This window comes from Pseudomonas sp. NY15463, from assembly GCF_048068415.1.
Taxonomy (GTDB): Bacteria; Pseudomonadota; Gammaproteobacteria; order Pseudomonadales; family Pseudomonadaceae; genus Aquipseudomonas; species Aquipseudomonas mosselii_C.
In genome coordinates this window covers 721,645-738,347 of record NZ_JBLUQD010000002.1, presented here as the reverse complement: position 1 = coordinate 738,347, position 16,703 = coordinate 721,645, and the positions used below count along the sequence as shown (strand labels likewise).

The window sequence follows — 16,703 nt, the reverse complement described above, 5'->3', positions numbered from 1 at the left end:
GTCTTTACCTATCTAATAGAGGGCTTGGTTTTGGCTCAATACGTCTACACCATGCATCGGCTGAGCAAGGTCGTGCCGCCGAAGCGGGAAATTCTCAAGAACATTTCCCTGTCGTTCTTCCCTGGCGCCAAGATCGGCGTACTCGGTCTGAACGGTGCGGGTAAATCGACCCTGCTGCGCATCATGGCGGGCGTCGACAAGGAGTTCGACGGCGAAGCCCGTCCGATGCCCGACATCAATGTCGGCTACCTGCCCCAGGAGCCACAGCTCGACCCGAGCAAGACCGTGCGTGAAGTGGTCGAGGAAGCCGTCAGCGTGATCAAGGACGCCCAGGCTCGCTTGGACGAGGTCTACGCTGCCTACGCCGATCCGGATGCCGACTTCGACAAACTGGCCGCCGAACAGGCCAAGCTCGAAGCCATCCTGCAAGCCTCTGACGGTCACAACCTGGAGCGCCAACTGGACGTCGCCGCCGACGCCCTGCGCCTGCCAGCCTGGGACGCGAAGATCGAGCACCTCTCCGGTGGTGAAAAGCGCCGTGTGGCCTTGTGCCGTCTGCTGCTGTCGGCACCCGACATGCTGCTGCTCGACGAGCCAACCAACCACCTGGACGCCGACTCGGTCGCCTGGCTCGAGCGCTTCCTGCACGATTTCCCCGGCACCGTGGTGGCGATCACCCACGACCGTTACTTCCTGGACAACGTCGCCGGTTGGATCCTCGAACTGGACCGCGGTGCTGGCATCCCGTACGAAGGCAACTACTCGGGTTGGCTGGAAGCCAAGTCCGAGCGTCTGGCGCAGGAATCCAAGCAGCAGAGCGCTCACGAAAAGGCCATGAAAGAAGAGCTGGAGTGGGTGCGCAAAGGCGCCAAGGCTCGCCAGTCCAAATCCAAGGCGCGTCTGCAGCGCTTCGAAGAGATGCAGTCGCAAGAGTTCCAGAAGCGCAGCGAGACCAACGAGATCTACATCCCGGCAGGTCCGCGCCTGGGCGACAAGGTCATCGAGTTCAAGAACGTCACCAAGGGCTATGGTGATCGTGTGCTGATCGACAACCTGTCGTTCTCCATGCCCAAGGGCGCGATCGTTGGCGTGATCGGTGGTAACGGTGCCGGTAAGTCGACCCTGTTCCGCATGCTGATGGGCAAGGAACAACCGGACTCGGGCAGCATCGAGATCGGCGAAACCGTGCAACTGGCCTGCGTCGACCAGAGCCGTGAGGACCTGGACGGCAGCAAGACCGTGTTCCAGCAAATTTCCGATGGCTCCGACCAAATCCGTATCGGCAGCTACGAGATCCCGTCGCGTACCTATGTTGGCCGCTTCAACTTCAAGGGCGGCGACCAGCAGAAGTTCGTCAAGGACCTCTCCGGTGGTGAGCGTGGCCGTCTGCACCTGGCCTTGACCCTGAAAGAGGGCGGCAACGTGCTGCTGCTGGACGAACCGTCCAACGACCTCGACGTGGAAACCCTGCGTTCCCTGGAGGAAGCCCTGCTGGACTTCCCAGGCGCCGCGATCGTGATCTCCCACGACCGTTGGTTCCTGGACCGCGTGGCGACCCACATCCTGGCGTACGAGGACGACTCGAGCGTGGTGTTCTTCGAAGGTAACTACACCGAGTACGAAGCCGATCGCAAGAAACGCCTGGGCGACGCCGCTGCTCAACCGCACCGTGTCCGTCACAAGAAACTGGCCCAGTAAGCCCGTTTCGGTTGCACAAAAATGGGGCCATAAGTGGCCCCATTTTTGTGCCTGACTGGAAGGTGGCGTGGGCTTTATTCGCGGGCAAGCCCGCTCCCACAGGAGAGCAGAAAGTCCTTGGCCTGGGCGGTATCTGGGGGAGCGAGCTTGCCCGCGAATAAAGCTACTCCGATACATGGCTTTGTATACATTTATAGAAAACGCACCAAAAAATTCAGAAAAACGACATTTTGCCCTGTTGTAGTGCGATTGCTTCTTGGTACATTCGCGAAAAAACCAATAAACAATCCCTCTTGGTGAGACGTCTACCATGATCGAATCTGTCGACAATTTCCTTGCACGCCTGCAACAACGTGATCCCGGACAACCGGAATTCCACCAGGCGGTGGAGGAGGTGCTGCGTACCCTGTGGCCGTTCCTCGAGGCCAACCCGCACTACCTGCAAGCCGGTATCCTCGAGCGTATCGTCGAGCCCGAGCGCGCCGTGCTGTTCCGGGTGTCGTGGGTCGATGACCAGGGCAAGGTCCAGGTCAACCGTGGCTACCGCATCCAGATGAACAGCGCCATCGGCCCGTACAAGGGCGGCTTGCGCTTCCACCCGTCGGTGAACCTGAGCGTGCTCAAGTTCCTGGCCTTCGAGCAGACCTTCAAGAACTCCCTGACCTCGTTGCCCATGGGCGGCGGCAAAGGCGGCTCGGACTTCGATCCAAAGGGCAAGAGCGACGCCGAAGTGATGCGTTTCTGCCAGGCGTTCATGAGCGAGCTGTACCGCCACATCGGTGCCGACTGCGACGTGCCGGCCGGTGACATCGGTGTGGGCGCCCGTGAGATCGGCTTCATGTTCGGCCAGTACAAGCGCCTGGCCAACCAGTTCACTTCGGTGCTGACCGGTAAAGGCATGACCTATGGCGGCAGCCTGATCCGCCCGGAAGCCACCGGCTACGGTTGTGTGTACTTCGCCGAAGAAATGCTCAAGCGCCAGGACAAGCGCATCGACGGTCATCGCGTGGCGATCTCCGGTTCGGGCAACGTCGCCCAGTATGCGGCGCGCAAGGTGATGGATCTGGGCGGCAAGGTGATCTCGCTGTCCGACTCCGAAGGCACGCTGTTCTGCGAAGCTGGCCTGAACGATGCCCAGTGGGAGGCGCTGATGACGCTCAAGAACGTCAAGCGTGGTCGCCTCAGCGAACTGGCCGGCGATTTCGGCCTGGAGTTCCGCAAGGGCCAGACTCCGTGGAGCCTGCCGTGCGATATCGCCCTACCGTGCGCGACCCAGAACGAGCTGAACCTCGACGATGCCCGCACGCTGCTGGGTAACGGCTGCATCTGCGTGGCCGAAGGCGCCAACATGCCGACCACGCTGGATGCCGTGGACCTGTTCATCGAAGCAGGCATTCTGTACGCACCGGGCAAGGCATCCAACGCCGGCGGCGTCGCCGTGTCGGGCCTGGAAATGTCTCAGAACGCCATGCGCCTGCTGTGGACGGCTGGTGAAGTGGACAGCAAGCTGCACCACATCATGCAGTCGATCCACCACGCGTGCGTGCACTACGGGCAAGAGGCCGATGGCACGGTCAACTACGTCAAGGGCGCGAACATCGCAGGCTTCGTCAAGGTCGCCGATGCCATGCTGGCGCAAGGCGTGGTCTGATCCGAGATCGCAGGGGGCCGCTTTGCGGCCCTTTCCGGCCGGTCCGGCGCCCCGGCAAGGCCGCTCCTACAGTGGAACGCGATAGCTGAATGATCGCAGGCCCCTGTAGGAGATCACCCAGCCCTTTGGGCTGCGCTGTCGCGCAGAGAACTGATTTCGCAAGCGCTCCGCGTACCCTGTGGGAGCGGCGGTTCGGCGCCCCGACTTGCCCGCGAAGCAGGCGACTCGGTGTATGGCACCGGCTTTGCCGGTGTTCGCGGGCAAGCCCGCTCCCACAGATTCCTTCTAAATCAACAAGTTATGTGTAGTTCTATGAGAGCGGCCTTGTGCCGCGAAAGGCTGCAAAGCAGCCCCATGGCCCTCAGCCCTCAACCAAGATCTCCACAACCTCGATCATCTGATCGCCTGCCGGCCTGCGCCACAATACTTCATCCCCAGGCGCGGCCCCCAGCAACGCCCGTCCCAGCGGCGAGCCCCAGTTGATCAGGCCCTGCGCGGCATCGGCCTGATCCTCACCCACCAGTTGCACCTCATGCTGCTGCCCCTGCTCATCGACAAACCGCACCCAACTGCCAATCTGCACCTTCTCGGTAGAACTGGCGGCGGGCACCACCTGGGCACTCTGCACCCTGGCCGTGTAGTAACGCAGGTCGCGTTCGGTGTCGGCCATGCGCTGTTTGTCGGCGCGCTCGCCTTGGGCGTGCAGCTCGCTGCGCAGGGCGTTGAGCGATGCCACGCGCTGCTGCAACTGCGCCAGGCCCTGGGCGGTGAGGTAATTAGGCTGGTCGCTGACACGCCGCTCCACCGGCTGGCTGGCCTGTGCAGCGGCCTGGTCTTCGTTGACGAATGCTCGGCTCATCTCAGCTCCAAGTGGCAAGCTTCAAGCTTCAAGCTGATCGGTGTTGCCCCAGAGCAGGCGTCGATCAGGCAGCGCTTGTGCTTTTGCTTAGAGCTTACTGCTTGCGGCTTGAAGCGGGCATGTCCGTTTGCGACTCAGTTACGCCGAAAGGCGCGTGCCGCACCTTGGTCTTTTTCGCGTTGCCAGTCGCGATCTCGTTCATCCCAGTAACGCTCGCGATACTGGCGCGTGTCTTCGTTGCTCTGCATCGCATTGCACTGACGGAACCCATCGTCCCAGCCGGTTTCGTACTGGCGCTCGTGCAGGTAGCGCGGAACGTTCTTGCGAAAGTCGCCGACCATCAGCCCGGCCGCTTGCCGGCCACTGCTGCAGCCATCCTGGAAACCGTCGGCGTATGCAGGCGGATAGCCCTGATTGACCATCTGCTCGTGGGTGGTTTCGCACCCTGTCAGCCACAACGCCACGCACATGCCCAACCCGTACCGCCACATGACTACCCGACCTTTGAAATGATGCTCGAAAGTCTAGGTGCTGATTTGTCGGGGGGGTGTCAAAACAGTGTCAAAGAGTCGCTGGGTTCACACGCGACAAGCTGCATCGCGGGTCGCCCCGCGACGCGTTCCACGGTTCAGTACTGGTACCACTTCAACTCCAGCATCACCTCGTTCTGCGCCGTGGCGAGGTGGCTGAACTGCCGTGACGCGCTCAGGCGCAGGCCAAGGTTCTGGCTGACTTCCCATTGCTGGTTGAGGCTGACGCTGCGGCGTACTTCGCCATTGGTGAAGTAGTCGCCCTTGGCTTCCAGGGTCAGGTTGCCCAGCGGGTTGCGCCACAACACCCCGCCGTTGAACCCTGCGGCGGGCGAGACGAACTCGGCGAAGTCATTGTGGTGCTCGATACGTACGGTGCCCAAGGCAAAACCAAGCAGATCGTCAGCCAGTTGCCAGGTACCACCCGCACCGCCATTCACATGGCTGACCAGCACTTCGTCGTCGTGCTTGCCCGGCACCCGTTCAAGGCCCCCGGCCACTTGCCACGACCAGGGCTTTAGCAGCTCGTTGCGCGGTGTCAGCGAGCGGATGGTGGCCAGGTCCAGGCGCTGTACCTGCCAGTCATTGCCTTCGTACTGGCGCAACTTGAGTTGCAGGATCTCGATTTGCGCACCCAGCGGGAAGCCGTACAGGTTGTCGTTGAGGTCGTGGTAGGCCATGCGCAGTCCGTATTCGGCGAAGGCGCGGTCTTCCCGGGTCCCGACACCCAATTGCCAGGTGCGTGACTGGTGCCCGTCCTCGGGCAGGCCTGGGCGCTCGACCTGCAAGGGCGGTGGTGGATTGCGGTTGATCGCACGCAGCAATTCGAAGCTGCGCGCGGCCTGGGCCGGGTCGCGTTGCTGGCCGTTGGCGCGGTAGCGTTCCAGGCGATACGCAGCGTCCTGCACCAGCGCTTGGCGCTCGCGGGGCAGGGCAGTGAAGTCGGGGTCTTGCAGGTGAGCGGTGTCGGCACTGATGGCTAGCACATGCTGTTTTTCGGTGTGCGCCAAGGGCTCTGCGCGGGCCAGCAGCTCGCGTTCGCGGGAGGGGCGGTAACGTACGTCGGTGACCAGTCCAGACTGTTTCACCGCCTTGACCGTATCGGTCGGGATCGCGGTCAGCCCGAATTGCGAGGTCAGGTCCAGGCCGGGACGCGCTACCTGGAGCAGTTCCAGCAGGCGGTAGGAGCAGTTCTCGTCGAAGAAGAAATAATCGAACTGGATCTGTTTGAGTTCCCAGACGTGCTCGACCATGCGCCCGGTCTCTTCGGGGGTGAGGTCCAGCTGGTATTCCCACAGGTCGCGGTTTTCCAGGCTGCGGTATTCAGACAGTTTTTCCTGGTAGGGCATCAGCGCGAACAAGCCTGGGTAGCCGCCCATCAGGCCTTTCCAGGCATACAGGATGCTGTTGTCGCTGCCCTCGATGTAGGCGCCGAAGTTGATCGCGTAGCTGAGCAGGGTGGTGTCGTCGCGCTGGGTATTGGACTGGTCGATACGCAGTAGGGTGTGGCCGAACATCGACGACGGGCTGTTGAGGTAGGCCGCCGGGAAGATGAGTGCCGCGCTGTGCGGGTCGATGGCCTTGTACCAGGTTGCGAACTCCTGGCAGTCCGGTTGCGGCAGGTCGGTCAGGTTCAGTTGTTCGCGCAACCAACGGGTACGTGCCGGGAATACGCATTGGGCATGCTTGTCGCCCAGGTTTGCCGGCGCATACAGCGCCTTGAGCGTGGCTTGCAGTTCCTGGTCGGGGTGGTGCGCGCCATCCTCGGCAAGGAAAAAGCGTCGGTCGTCCACATAGCTGCGCCAGCCGCCGAGCTTGGCCGTCTCGTAGTGGCCGAGGGCGATCCAATAAGGCGTGGCGGCGAGCTGTTGCAGGCGAGCCGGGTCCAGTTGTGGTGCGGCGTGCAGCGGTGCGCTGGCGATCAGCGCCAAGGGAGCGAGGCGTTTGAGCATGTCGGGCAACTACATCCTGATGATGCCGGAGGGTGAAGCGCCAGAACCCGCCCCGTGATCGGGGCGGGAGGCGCGGGGCTCAAGCCTCGGTGGCGTACTTGGCCAGTTGTGGATCGCTCTTGAGTACGGCCAGGGTGTTGCTGTGGACCGTCTCGGCAGTGACATCGGCGCTGCTGAAGATCTGTTGGAAGTGCTCGTGGGTGACGGCAGCGAAGTGCGCGCGGTCTTCAGGCGCGACGCCGAGCACTACGGCGTAGGTGGTCAAGGCTTCGCCCTGGCCCTTGGCCATGTCTTCGGAGAGTTCGTTCATCATGCCGTTCATGGCGAACCAGGACTTGCCGCCATAGCTCAGGGCTGCCTTGGTCGAGCAGCCGTTGGTGCCGGAGGTCATGCCAAAGGTAGCGTTGCCGGAAGTGCCGTTGGTGGTGGAAGCCAGGAAGTGGGCCGGCGTGCCTCGCTGGCCTTCGAACAGCATGTTGCCCCAGCCGCAGTTCGGGCCGCCTGGCGCTTCGGCCATGGCGTTGATCGAGACAGCGGCGAACAGAGTACCCAGAAGAATCCGTTTCATAGCATTGTTCTCATTCTAAAGTGACGTACCAAGGGTCAGGGACTGGCAACCAGGTTGCCAGTACAGGGAAGCTTTCCACCCCCCCGCGCAGCTTGGAGTTTAGGCGCGATCCAAAGGTTGCGTTGCTTATTGCGAAAAATTGCATTGCCATGCTTGCGACATAAAGTCCGGCGCAGCCTTGCCAGCTGCGCGCAGGCAGCGCCAGAATGCTGTCCATCTGCCCCGCCGAAGTAAGGAAACCCAATGCCCGATCCTGTCGCCTCGCGCCTGCGTCTCGCGCCCGAAGCCCTGACCCGGCGTTTCTCCGCTGAACAGTTTGCCTTCTCCAATACCGACGATCTGGAGCCATTCCGTGGTGTGCTGGGCCAGGAGCGTGCCGTCGAGGCCCTGCAATTCGGCGTGGCCATGCCGCGCCCCGGTTACAACGTGTATGTCATGGGCGAACCGGGCACCGGCCGCTTTTCTTTCGTCAAACGCTACCTGAAAGCCGAGGGCAAGCGCCAGGCTACCCCGGCCGACTGGCTGTACGTCAACAACTTCGAAGACTCCCGCGAGCCGCGTGCACTGGAGCTGCCGGCGGGTACGGCGCATGCGTTCATCAGTGACATGAACGGCCTGATCGACAACCTGCTGGCCACCTTCCCGGCGGTGTTCGAGCACCCCTCTTACCAGCAGAAGAAAAGCGCCATCGACCGCGCCTTCAACCAGCGTTACGACCGCGCCCTGGATGTGATCGAGCGCGCCTCGTTGGAAAAGGACGTGGCGCTGTACCGCGATAGCAGCAACGTCGCCTTCACGCCCATGGCCGATGGCAAGGCGCTGGACGAGGCTGAGTTCGCCCAGTTGCCCGAAGACGTGCGCGAGCGCTTCCACGAGGACATCGCCGAGCTGGAAGAGCGGCTGAACGAAGAGCTGTCGAGCCTGCCGCAGTGGAAGCGCGAGTCCAACAACCAGTTGCGTCAGCTCAACGAAGAGACCATCACCCTGGCCTTGCAGCCACTGCTGGCACCGCTGTCGGAGAAGTACGCCGAGAACGCCGCCGTGTGCGCCTACTTGCAGTCGATGCAGCTCAACTTGCTGCGCACGGTGGTCGAGCAACTGGTGGAAGACAGCAAGACCGATGCGCTGGCGCGCAAGATGCTCGAAGAGCAATACGCGCCAAGCCTTGTGGTCGGCCATCCTGCCAATGGTGGGGCGCCGGTGGTGTTCGAGCCGCATCCCACCTACGACAACCTGTTCGGGCGTATCGAATACAGCACCGACCAGGGGGCGTTGTATACCTCCTATCGCCAGTTGCGCCCTGGGGCGCTGCACCGCGCCAATGGCGGCTTCCTCATCCTTGAGGCCGAGAAAATGCTCGGTGAGCCGTTCGTCTGGGATGCCCTCAAGCGTGCCTTGCAATCGCGCAAGCTGAAGATGGAGTCGCCGCTGGGCGAACTGGGCCGTGTTGCCAGCGTCAGCCTGACACCGCAGATGATCCCGCTCAGCGTCAAACTGGTGATCATCGGCTCGCGCCAGTTGTACTACGCGTTGCAGGATCACGATTCGGACTTCCAGGAGATGTTCCGGGTGCTGGTCGACTTCGACGAAGACATGCCCATGGTCGACGAGAACCTGGAGCAATTCGCCCAACTGCTGCGCACCCGCACCAACGAGGAGGGTATGGCACCGCTGACCAGCGACGCGGTGGCGCGTCTGGCCACCTACAGTGCACGCCTGGCCGAAAACCAGTCGCGCTTGTCGGCGCGTATCGGTGATCTGTTCCAGTTGGTCAGCGAGGCTGATTTCATCCGCCAGCTGGCCAATGACGAAATGACCGATGCCGGGCACATCGAACGGGCGCTCAAGGCCAAGGCCACCCGCACTGGGCGAGTGTCGCAGCGGGTGCTGGACGACATGCTTGCCGGGATCATCCTGATCGACACCGAGGGCGCGGCGATTGGCAAGTGCAACGGCCTGACCGTGCTTGAAGTGGGGGATTCGGCCTTCGGCATGCCTGCACGCATCTCGGCCACCGTCTACCCCGGTGGCAGCGGCATCGTCGATATCGAGCGTGAGGTCAACCTGGGCCAGCCGATCCACTCCAAGGGGGTGATGATCCTCACCGGTTACCTGGGCAGCCGTTATGCTCAGGAATTCCCCCTGGCGATTTCGGCGAGCATTGCCCTGGAGCAGTCCTACGGCTATGTCGACGGCGACAGCGCCTCGCTGGGCGAGGCCTGCACGCTGATCTCGGCGCTCTCGCGTACGCCGCTCAAGCAGTGCTTCGCCATCACCGGCTCGATCAACCAGTTCGGTGAGGTACAGGCAGTCGGTGGGGTGAACGAGAAGATCGAAGGCTTCTTCCGCCTCTGCGAGGCCCGTGGCCTGACCGGCGAGCAAGGGGTGATCATCCCGCGCGCCAACGTCGCCACGCTGATGCTTGATGAGCGCGTGCTGCAGGCGGTAGAAGCCGGACGCTTCCACGTGTACGCCGTCAGCCAGGCCGACGAGGCCCTGAGTTTGCTGGTAGGCGAGGAGGCTGGCGCGTTGGACGACAAAGGCGAGTTCGCCGAGGGCAGTGTCAACGCGCGAGTGGTCGAACGGCTGCGGGTGATTGCCGAGATGATCAGCGAGGAAGACATCAAGGAGGCCGAGAAGGAGCGCCTGGAGGAGGTAATCGCCCAGGGCAAGGCTGAGTAAGTCAATAAACTGGCGTCGAGGCACATTGCTACCGTTCGGCGCCGGTTTTCTAACTTTTTCGTCCGTCGGCTAAGGTGGAACTAAGGGACGGTATCAAGGTTCAGGATGGAAACAGCCCGAACGGTTCGGGCTGAACAGGGCATCTCAGAGGGGACGCCGCCATGCGCAACCTCAGCCTCACCCGCCAGTGCCTGGGCCTGGTGACGCGTATCGAATGCAGCATCCGTCCACTGGCTGGCGACAACGGTATGTGGACCTTGCTGTTCGCCGCCGGCATGGCCGGCGAACAACCTTCGGCGATCAAAGCCCAGGGGCCGTTCCATGGCCCGATGGTGGCCGAGTCGGTGATGAATGCCATTGTCGACAGCCTCACCCTGCACGGTTATCAGGTCGCACAAGACCCACAGATCTGGTGCCTGCACTTGCAGGCGCAACTGCGCAAGATCAACGGCGAGCGCTGTCGCAACCTCGGTGACTATCAGTTCCATCCCGAGACCTGAGCCTGCTGGTGGACCTGTAGGAGCGGCCTCGTGTCGCGAAAGGGGCGCGTAGCGGCCACAGGTTATCAGCGCAAAATCTGAAATAGCCGGGGCTGTTGCGCAGTCCTTTCCGGCCGGTCCGGCGCCCCGGCAAGGCCGCTCCAGTGACATGTAGTTGTCAGCCCTCATTCTGCGCGCCTCAGAAACACGGCCCAGGTTTGAGCACGACACATGCGGCAACCCGCCGCAGACTTTTGCTGTCACAGGTGGCTGGCTATACTCGCGCTCGCTTATCCGCCACCTATTGAGTCCCCCACTGTCCATGGAACGTATTCTTGAAAATGCGATGTATGCCTCGCGCTGGCTGCTCGCCCCGATCTACTTCGGCCTCTCGTTGGGCCTGCTGGCGTTGGCCCTGAAGTTCTTCCAGGAAATCATCCATGTACTGCCGAATGTCTTCGTCCTCAGCGAAGCCGACCTGGTACTGGTGATCCTGTCGTTGATCGATATGTCGCTGGTCGGCGGCCTGCTGGTGATGGTGATGTTCTCGGGGTATGAGAACTTCGTTTCGCAATTGGATATCGACGATAAGAAGGAGAAACTCAGCTGGCTGGGCAAGATGGACTCTTCTTCGCTGAAGATGAAGGTTGCCGCGTCGATCGTCGCGATCTCTTCGATCCACTTGCTGCGTGTTTTCATGGATGCGCAGAACATCTCCACCGACTACCTGATGTGGTACGTGATCATCCACATGACCTTCGTGATCTCGGCGTTCGTCATGGGTTACTTGGACAAGGTCACCAAGCACTGATCCCCCCATTCGCGGGTGAACCGGTTCCCATGGCCTATGGGAGCGGGTTCACCCACGAAAACGGCAACGCCGCGCAACTGACGAGCGGTGCCTTGCCTATTCACAGGTTCTGTACAAAAAATGATCGCTCATGCGTATTGCCGCAGCGAGGTGCATTCATGAACCTGCATCAGCTCAATGCCGAGGCCAGGGCTGGCCATGTCGACGAACTCAATCTGATCGCCATCGAGGGCGGTGACTACCTGATCGAGGCGCGGGTCAACGGCCGGGCCCACCCCTTGTCCGATCCCCGTGGCGAGCGCTTGCGTGTGCATTCGGTGGAGGATGCGCGCAAGCTTCTACAAACCCTGCCGTTGTTGTCGATGAACCTGGTGCACGGGTCTGTGCAGGACGAGATGTGCGGCATGGGGGCTCATCCAGCGGAAGACCTCAAGGTGCCGATTTCCCAGCGTTCGGCCTGGTAGCTGCTTCGCGCCGTGCCGGTGTGCTAGGCTGCTCGCCCTTTTCATCAGGGCGTAGATGTCGTGCGCCCTCAAGCGGAGCAAGCTCATGTCCGAACTCAACCTGTCCACCGACGAAACCCGCGTCAGCTACGGCATCGGCCGCCAGCTGGGTGGTCAGCTGCGTGACAACCCGCCACCGGGCGTCAGCCTGGACGCTATCCTCGCCGGCCTGACCGACGCCTTCAACGGCGCCGACAGCCGCGTCAGCGAAGCCGACCTGTCGGCCAGCTTCAAGGTCATCCGCGAAATCATGCAGGCCGAAGCCGCTGCCAAGGCCGAAGCCGCTGCTGCTGCCGGCAAGGAATTCCTGGCCGAGAACGCCAAGCGTGAAGGCATCGTTACCCTGGCCTCGGGCCTGCAGTACGAAGTGCTGAACGCAGGTGAAGGCGCCAAGCCGACCCGCGAAGACAACGTGCGTACCCACTACCACGGCACCCTGATCGACGGCACCGTGTTCGACAGCTCCTACGATCGTGGCCAGCCTGCCGAATTCCCGGTCGGCGGCGTGATCGCTGGCTGGACCGAAGCCCTGCAACTGATGAACGCGGGCAGCAAATGGCGCCTGTACGTGCCGAGCGAGCTGGCCTACGGCGCCCAAGGCGTCGGCAGCATCCCGCCGCACAGCACCCTGGTGTTCGACGTCGAGCTGCTCGACGTTCTGTAATCGCCGCTCAAGGCGCGTTGCGGTGGTCCGGCACTCCGGCAGGCCCGCTGCTACAGACCTGCGCAATCCCCAGTGGTTGCGCAGATCCTGTGGGAGCGGGCTTGCCGAACCACCGCGAAGAGGCCGGCCCTGCTGGCCTCAGTTCCAATCTGTTCCCCCAGGGCGCAATGCCCGTGCATAGCAGAACAGAAACAGATTCCTCACCAGCTCCTTGAGCACGCCCGGCTCGCTGGAATTCAAACCCATCAGGTCCAGGTCGCCCTGGTCGCGCAGTTCGTCGAGTGCATCTTGTTCGAGCACGGCGCAGACTTCGCCAGTTTCGCGGTGCAGGATGCGCAGGTAAGGGTGAGGGCGGTCGAGCCAGGCGTCGATCAGGTAGGTCATGGCTGTTCTCCTTGGAAAGCATTTCCAATGAGAATAATTCTTATTATCAAAATAGCAAGAGACTATTGGAAGATTTCTTCCCAATGGTGCCAGTGATCCTGTTGCAGGATCTGTCAGGGCCGCCCTGAAGACGGCCCCGAAGAGGGTCAGACCTTGCGCACGAACTCGGACTTGAGCTTCATCGCGCCAATGCCGTCGATCTTGCAGTCGATGTCGTGGTCGCCATCGCACAGGCGGATGTTCTTGACCTTGGTGCCGACCTTGACCACCAGCGACGAGCCCTTGACCTTGAGGTCCTTGATGACGGTAACGGTGTCGCCGTCCTGCAGCACGTTACCCACCGAGTCTTTCTTCACCACGTCATCGTTGGCGGCTTCGGCTTCACCGCTGGCCGACCACTCGTGGGCGCACTCGGGGCAGATCAGCTGGGTGCCGTCCTCGTAGGTGTATTCGGAGTTGCATTGGGGGCAGGGCGGCAAAGTGCTCACGTTCGATCCTTAACAGATGGGGCGGGTAAAGGCGCACATTGTATAAGGTTTTGCTTGGGAAATGAATTTTCCCTGCGCCAAAGCATTCGCGGTGGTCCGACACTCCGGCAAGCCCGCTCCCCCAGGAACAGTGCATGGCCTGTGGGGGCGGGCTTGCCGGAGTGTCGGACCACCGCGAAGAGGGTGGCGCAATGCTTTAGTGGGTACGCGCTACGGCAAACTCGCTCAACTCGACCAGTGCATCGCGGTACTCGCTGGCGGGCAGCACTTCCAGGCAGGCAATGGCACGGGCAACGTAGTCGCGGGCCATTTGCGCGGTGTAGGCCAGGGCGCCGGAAGCTTCCACGGCGATGCGGATTTGTTCGAGGTCCTCAAGGCCACCTTTCTGGATCGCCTGGCGTACCAGTGCTGCTTGCTCCGGCGTACCTTCGCGCATGGTGTAGATCAGCGGCAGGGTGGGTTTGCCCTCGGCCAGGTCGTCGCCGACGTTCTTGCCCAGCGTCTCTGAGTCGCCCTTGTAGTCCAGCAGGTCATCGACCAGTTGGAAGGCCACGCCCAGGTGGTCACCGAAAGTGCGCAGCGCTTCGCGCTGTTCATCGGTGGCCTCGGCCAGCGCTGCGGCGCTGTGGGTGGAGGCTTCGAAAAGCATGGCGGTCTTGCCGCGAATGACCTCCATGTACACCTCTTCGGTGGTGCTGGCGTCGCGGACACGCGACAGCTGTAGCACTTCGCCTTCGGCGATCACCCGGGTGGCCTTGGAAAGGATCTGCATGACCGGCATCGAGCCCAGCTCGACCATCATTTCGAACGAGCGCGAATATAGGAAGTCGCCTACCAGCACGCTGGGTGCGTTGCCCCACAGGGCGTTGGCGGTGGAGCGGCCGCGGCGCATGCCGGACATGTCCACGACATCATCGTGCAGCAGCGTGGCGGTGTGCAGGAACTCGATGGTGGCAGCCAGCAGGCGCAGGTCGTCGCCTTCACGGCCTAGAGCCTTGCCGCACAGCAGCACCAGCAGCGGACGCAGGCGCTTGCCGCCAGCGGAAGTGATATAGTCGCCGATCTTCGATACCAGCGGCACGCGCGAGGTCAGCTGTTTCTTGATGATCTCGTCGACGGCGCTGAAATCGTCAGCTACCGCGCGGTAGAAGGATTGGGGTTGCATCGGCTGCTCCAGTGAGGTTGCGCGGCATGCTAGGTCGCGGGTATCGGTGTGTCAAGGCGCGCTGCCCGTGGGCCCAGGCCGGTACTTGCAAGGCTTTCTGCGGTTGCGTACAATCGCGCACCCTACATTCCTGGGCAGCACCTGCCTTACGCAATTGCACCAGGCCGTTCCAGCCTTGTGCAGCCATGCCAGCCAATACTCATCATATAAAGCGCTGGGTGAGCAGGATTATCGGAGATTCAAAATGTCCTACGCAGTAATCGTTACCGGCGGCAAGCAGTACAAAGTCGCTGAAGGTGAATTCCTCAAGATCGAAAAGCTGGAAGTCGCCACTGGCGAATCCGTGACCTTCGATCGCGTTCTGCTGGTCGCCAACGGTGAAGAAGTCACCATCGGTGCTCCAGTTGTTGCTGGCGCTAAAGTTGTGGCCGAAGTCGTTTCGCAAGGCCGCCACGACAAGGTTCGCATCATCAAGTTCCGTCGTCGTAAGCACCACATGAAGCGCATGGGCCACCGCCAGTGGTTCACCGAAATCAAAATCACCGGTATCCAGGCTTAATCGCCCCGATCCCCTGAATTTATTGGAGAATTGAACCATGGCTCACAAGAAGGCTGGTGGTAGTACTCGTAACGGTCGCGACTCAGAATCGAAACGCCTTGGCGTGAAGATGTATGGTGGCCAGGTTATCAAGCCGGGCAACATCATCGTCCGTCAGCGCGGCACCGAATTCCACGCTGGCTACGGCGTTGGCATGGGCAAGGATCACACCTTGTTCGCCAAGATCGAAGGCGTGATCAAGTTCGAGAAGAAAGGCGAGTTCATGCGCCGCTACGTGAGCATCGTCGCCGCTTAATCGCGACGTCGCTCCAGAAGCCCCGTCATGCGACGGGGCTTTTTCGTTTGTGGTGAGCCTCTTGCAAAGCTGTATTGTTTGGGCTGCCGGCGTTGGTTTCTGGTTCGTACGGGGCCGCCGCGCTCATCTTCGCAAGAGCCTCAGGTTTTCTGTTTTTCGACTCGTCATCCGACGAGAGGCGGTTTTGAATGAAGTTTGTAGACGAAGTATCGATCCGGGTTAAGGCCGGTGACGGCGGCAACGGTTGCATGAGCTTCCGCCGCGAGAAATTCATCGAGAACGGCGGCCCCAATGGTGGTGACGGTGGCGACGGTGGTTCGGTGTACATGGTGGCCGACGAGAACCTCAACACCCTCGTCGACTATCGCTACACCCGTCACCACGAAGCCCAGCGCGGCCAGAACGGCGGCAGCACCGATTGCACCGGCAAGAAGGGCGACGACCTGTTCCTGCGCGTGCCGGTCGGCACCACCGTGATCGACGCTTCGACCCAGGAAGTCATTGGCGACCTGGTCACCCCCGGTCAGAAGCTGATGGTCGCCCAGGGTGGCTGGCACGGCTTGGGTAATACCCGTTTCAAGTCCAGCACCAACCGGGCGCCGCGCCAGACCACCCCCGGCAAGCCAGGCGATCAGCGTGACCTGAAGATGGAAATGAAGGTCTTGGCTGACGTGGGCTTGCTCGGTCTGCCGAACGCGGGCAAGAGCACGTTCATTCGTGCAGTCTCGGCGGCCAAGCCGAAGGTCGCCGACTACCCGTTCACGACCCTGGTGCCCAACCTGGGCGTGGTCAGCGTCGACCGCTGGAAGAGCTTCGTGATCGCCGACATTCCCGGTCTGATCGAAGGCGCCTCCGAAGGCGCCGGCCTGGGTATCCGCTTCCTCAAGCACCTTGCCCGCACCCGCGTGCTGCTGCATCTGGTCGATCTGGCGCCGCTGGACGGCAGCAGCCCGGCCGATGCCGCCGAAGTGATCATCAACGAGCTGGCGCAGTTCAGCCCGGCACTGGTCGACCGTGAGCGCTGGTTGGTGCTGAACAAGGCCGACATGATCATGGACGACGAGCGCGATGAGCGCGTCAAGGAAGTGGTCGAGCGTCTGAACTGGGGTGGTCCGGTGTACGTCATCTCGGCTATCGCCAAGCAGGGTACCGAGAAGCTCAGCCACGACCTGATGCGCTACCTCGAAGACCGCGCCGACCGCCTGGCCAACGACCCGGCCTATGCCGAGGAGCTGGCTGAACTCGACCAGCGCATCGAAGACGAAGCCCGCGCCCAGTTGCAGGCCCTGGACGATGCCCGCACCTTGCGCCGTACCGGCGTCAAGAGCGTGCACGACATCGGCGATGACGATGACTGGGACGATTTCGAGGACGACGAAGACGGCCCGGAAATCATTTACGTGCGCGACTGACCG

General features: G+C 61.9%; 17 protein-coding genes. 10 read left to right on the top strand and 7 right to left on the bottom strand.

The window, feature by feature from the left end:
* Window positions 1–30 precede the first annotated feature (30 nt).
* Both ettA and gdhA read left to right on the top strand, forming a co-directional pair.
* Window positions 31–1,698, top strand: a complete 1,668-nt coding sequence (ettA, locus tag ACNFIC_RS07565) for an energy-dependent translational throttle protein EttA (RefSeq protein ID WP_138219049.1) — start codon at window positions 31–33, stop codon at window positions 1,696–1,698.
* Window positions 1,699–2,008: 310 nt separating this feature from the next.
* Entirely contained in the window at window positions 2,009–3,349 is a 1,341-nt protein-coding gene (gene gdhA / locus ACNFIC_RS07560; RefSeq protein ID WP_416780580.1) for an NADP-specific glutamate dehydrogenase, read from the top strand.
* Window positions 3,350–3,710: 361 nt separating this feature from the next.
* Here the strand turns inward: gdhA and ACNFIC_RS07555 are convergent, their stop codons facing one another.
* The 4 genes from ACNFIC_RS07555 to ACNFIC_RS07540 all read right to left on the bottom strand — a co-directional run bounded on the left by ACNFIC_RS07555 (window position 3,711) and on the right by ACNFIC_RS07540 (window position 7,258).
* Window positions 3,711–4,208 (bottom strand): GreA/GreB family elongation factor, encoded by a 498-nt coding sequence (locus tag ACNFIC_RS07555; protein WP_138219047.1) that lies wholly within the window; start codon window positions 4,206–4,208, stop codon window positions 3,711–3,713.
* 134 nt (window positions 4,209–4,342) lie between these two features.
* Window positions 4,343–4,699, bottom strand: a complete 357-nt coding sequence (locus ACNFIC_RS07550; RefSeq protein WP_138219046.1) for a hypothetical protein — start codon at window positions 4,697–4,699, stop codon at window positions 4,343–4,345.
* A 137-nt stretch (window positions 4,700–4,836) separates the two neighbouring features.
* Entirely contained in the window at window positions 4,837–6,690 is a 1,854-nt protein-coding gene (locus ACNFIC_RS07545) for a DUF4105 domain-containing protein (RefSeq protein ID WP_138219045.1), read from the bottom strand.
* Between the two features lie 79 nt (window positions 6,691–6,769).
* Window positions 6,770–7,258, bottom strand: a complete 489-nt coding sequence (locus ACNFIC_RS07540) for a DUF3015 domain-containing protein (RefSeq protein WP_138219044.1) — start codon at window positions 7,256–7,258, stop codon at window positions 6,770–6,772.
* Between the two features lie 243 nt (window positions 7,259–7,501).
* Between ACNFIC_RS07540 and ACNFIC_RS07535 the strand changes: the two genes are divergently transcribed.
* The 5 genes from ACNFIC_RS07535 (at window position 7,502) to ACNFIC_RS07515 (ending at window position 12,397) form a co-directional block, all read left to right on the top strand.
* Window positions 7,502–9,940 (top strand): Lon protease family protein, encoded by a 2,439-nt coding sequence (locus ACNFIC_RS07535; RefSeq protein WP_138219042.1) that lies wholly within the window; start codon window positions 7,502–7,504, stop codon window positions 9,938–9,940.
* Window positions 9,941–10,101: 161 nt separating this feature from the next.
* Entirely contained in the window at window positions 10,102–10,440 is a 339-nt protein-coding gene (locus ACNFIC_RS07530) for a hypothetical protein (RefSeq protein WP_138219041.1), read from the top strand.
* Between the two features lie 301 nt (window positions 10,441–10,741).
* Window positions 10,742–11,230 carry a TIGR00645 family protein gene (locus ACNFIC_RS07525; protein ID WP_138219040.1) on the top strand — a complete coding sequence of 163 codons (489 nt, stop codon included), beginning with the start codon at window positions 10,742–10,744 and terminating at the stop codon, window positions 11,228–11,230.
* A 158-nt stretch (window positions 11,231–11,388) separates the two neighbouring features.
* Window positions 11,389–11,694, top strand: coding sequence for a DUF6482 family protein (locus tag ACNFIC_RS07520; RefSeq protein WP_138219039.1), 306 nt, complete (start codon window positions 11,389–11,391; stop codon window positions 11,692–11,694).
* A gap of 85 nt (window positions 11,695–11,779) precedes the next feature.
* Window positions 11,780–12,397, top strand: a complete 618-nt coding sequence (locus ACNFIC_RS07515; protein WP_138219038.1) for an FKBP-type peptidyl-prolyl cis-trans isomerase — start codon at window positions 11,780–11,782, stop codon at window positions 12,395–12,397.
* A gap of 138 nt (window positions 12,398–12,535) precedes the next feature.
* On the opposite strand, the gene ACNFIC_RS07510 is transcribed toward ACNFIC_RS07515, so the two are convergent.
* The 3 genes from ACNFIC_RS07510 to ACNFIC_RS07500 form a co-directional block, all read right to left on the bottom strand.
* Window positions 12,536–12,781 (bottom strand): hypothetical protein, encoded by a 246-nt coding sequence (locus tag ACNFIC_RS07510; protein ID WP_138219037.1) that lies wholly within the window; start codon window positions 12,779–12,781, stop codon window positions 12,536–12,538.
* Window positions 12,782–12,927: 146 nt separating this feature from the next.
* Entirely contained in the window at window positions 12,928–13,269 is a 342-nt protein-coding gene (locus ACNFIC_RS07505; protein WP_138219036.1) for a zinc ribbon domain-containing protein YjdM, read from the bottom strand.
* Between the two features lie 196 nt (window positions 13,270–13,465).
* Window positions 13,466–14,434 carry a polyprenyl synthetase family protein gene (locus tag ACNFIC_RS07500; RefSeq protein WP_138219035.1) on the bottom strand — a complete coding sequence of 323 codons (969 nt, stop codon included), beginning with the start codon at window positions 14,432–14,434 and terminating at the stop codon, window positions 13,466–13,468.
* A 244-nt stretch (window positions 14,435–14,678) separates the two neighbouring features.
* Here ACNFIC_RS07500 and rplU point away from each other — a divergent pair, with 244 nt between their 5' ends.
* The 3 genes from rplU to cgtA all read left to right on the top strand — a co-directional run bounded on the left by rplU (window position 14,679) and on the right by cgtA (window position 16,700).
* Window positions 14,679–14,993 carry a 50S ribosomal protein L21 gene (gene rplU, locus ACNFIC_RS07495; RefSeq protein ID WP_003247466.1) on the top strand — a complete coding sequence of 105 codons (315 nt, stop codon included), beginning with the start codon at window positions 14,679–14,681 and terminating at the stop codon, window positions 14,991–14,993.
* Window positions 14,994–15,030: 37 nt separating this feature from the next.
* Entirely contained in the window at window positions 15,031–15,288 is a 258-nt protein-coding gene (gene rpmA / locus ACNFIC_RS07490; RefSeq protein ID WP_003247464.1) for a 50S ribosomal protein L27, read from the top strand.
* Window positions 15,289–15,476: 188 nt separating this feature from the next.
* Window positions 15,477–16,700 carry an Obg family GTPase CgtA gene (gene cgtA, locus ACNFIC_RS07485; protein ID WP_416780574.1) on the top strand — a complete coding sequence of 408 codons (1,224 nt, stop codon included), beginning with the start codon at window positions 15,477–15,479 and terminating at the stop codon, window positions 16,698–16,700.
* Window positions 16,701–16,703 lie beyond the last annotated feature (3 nt).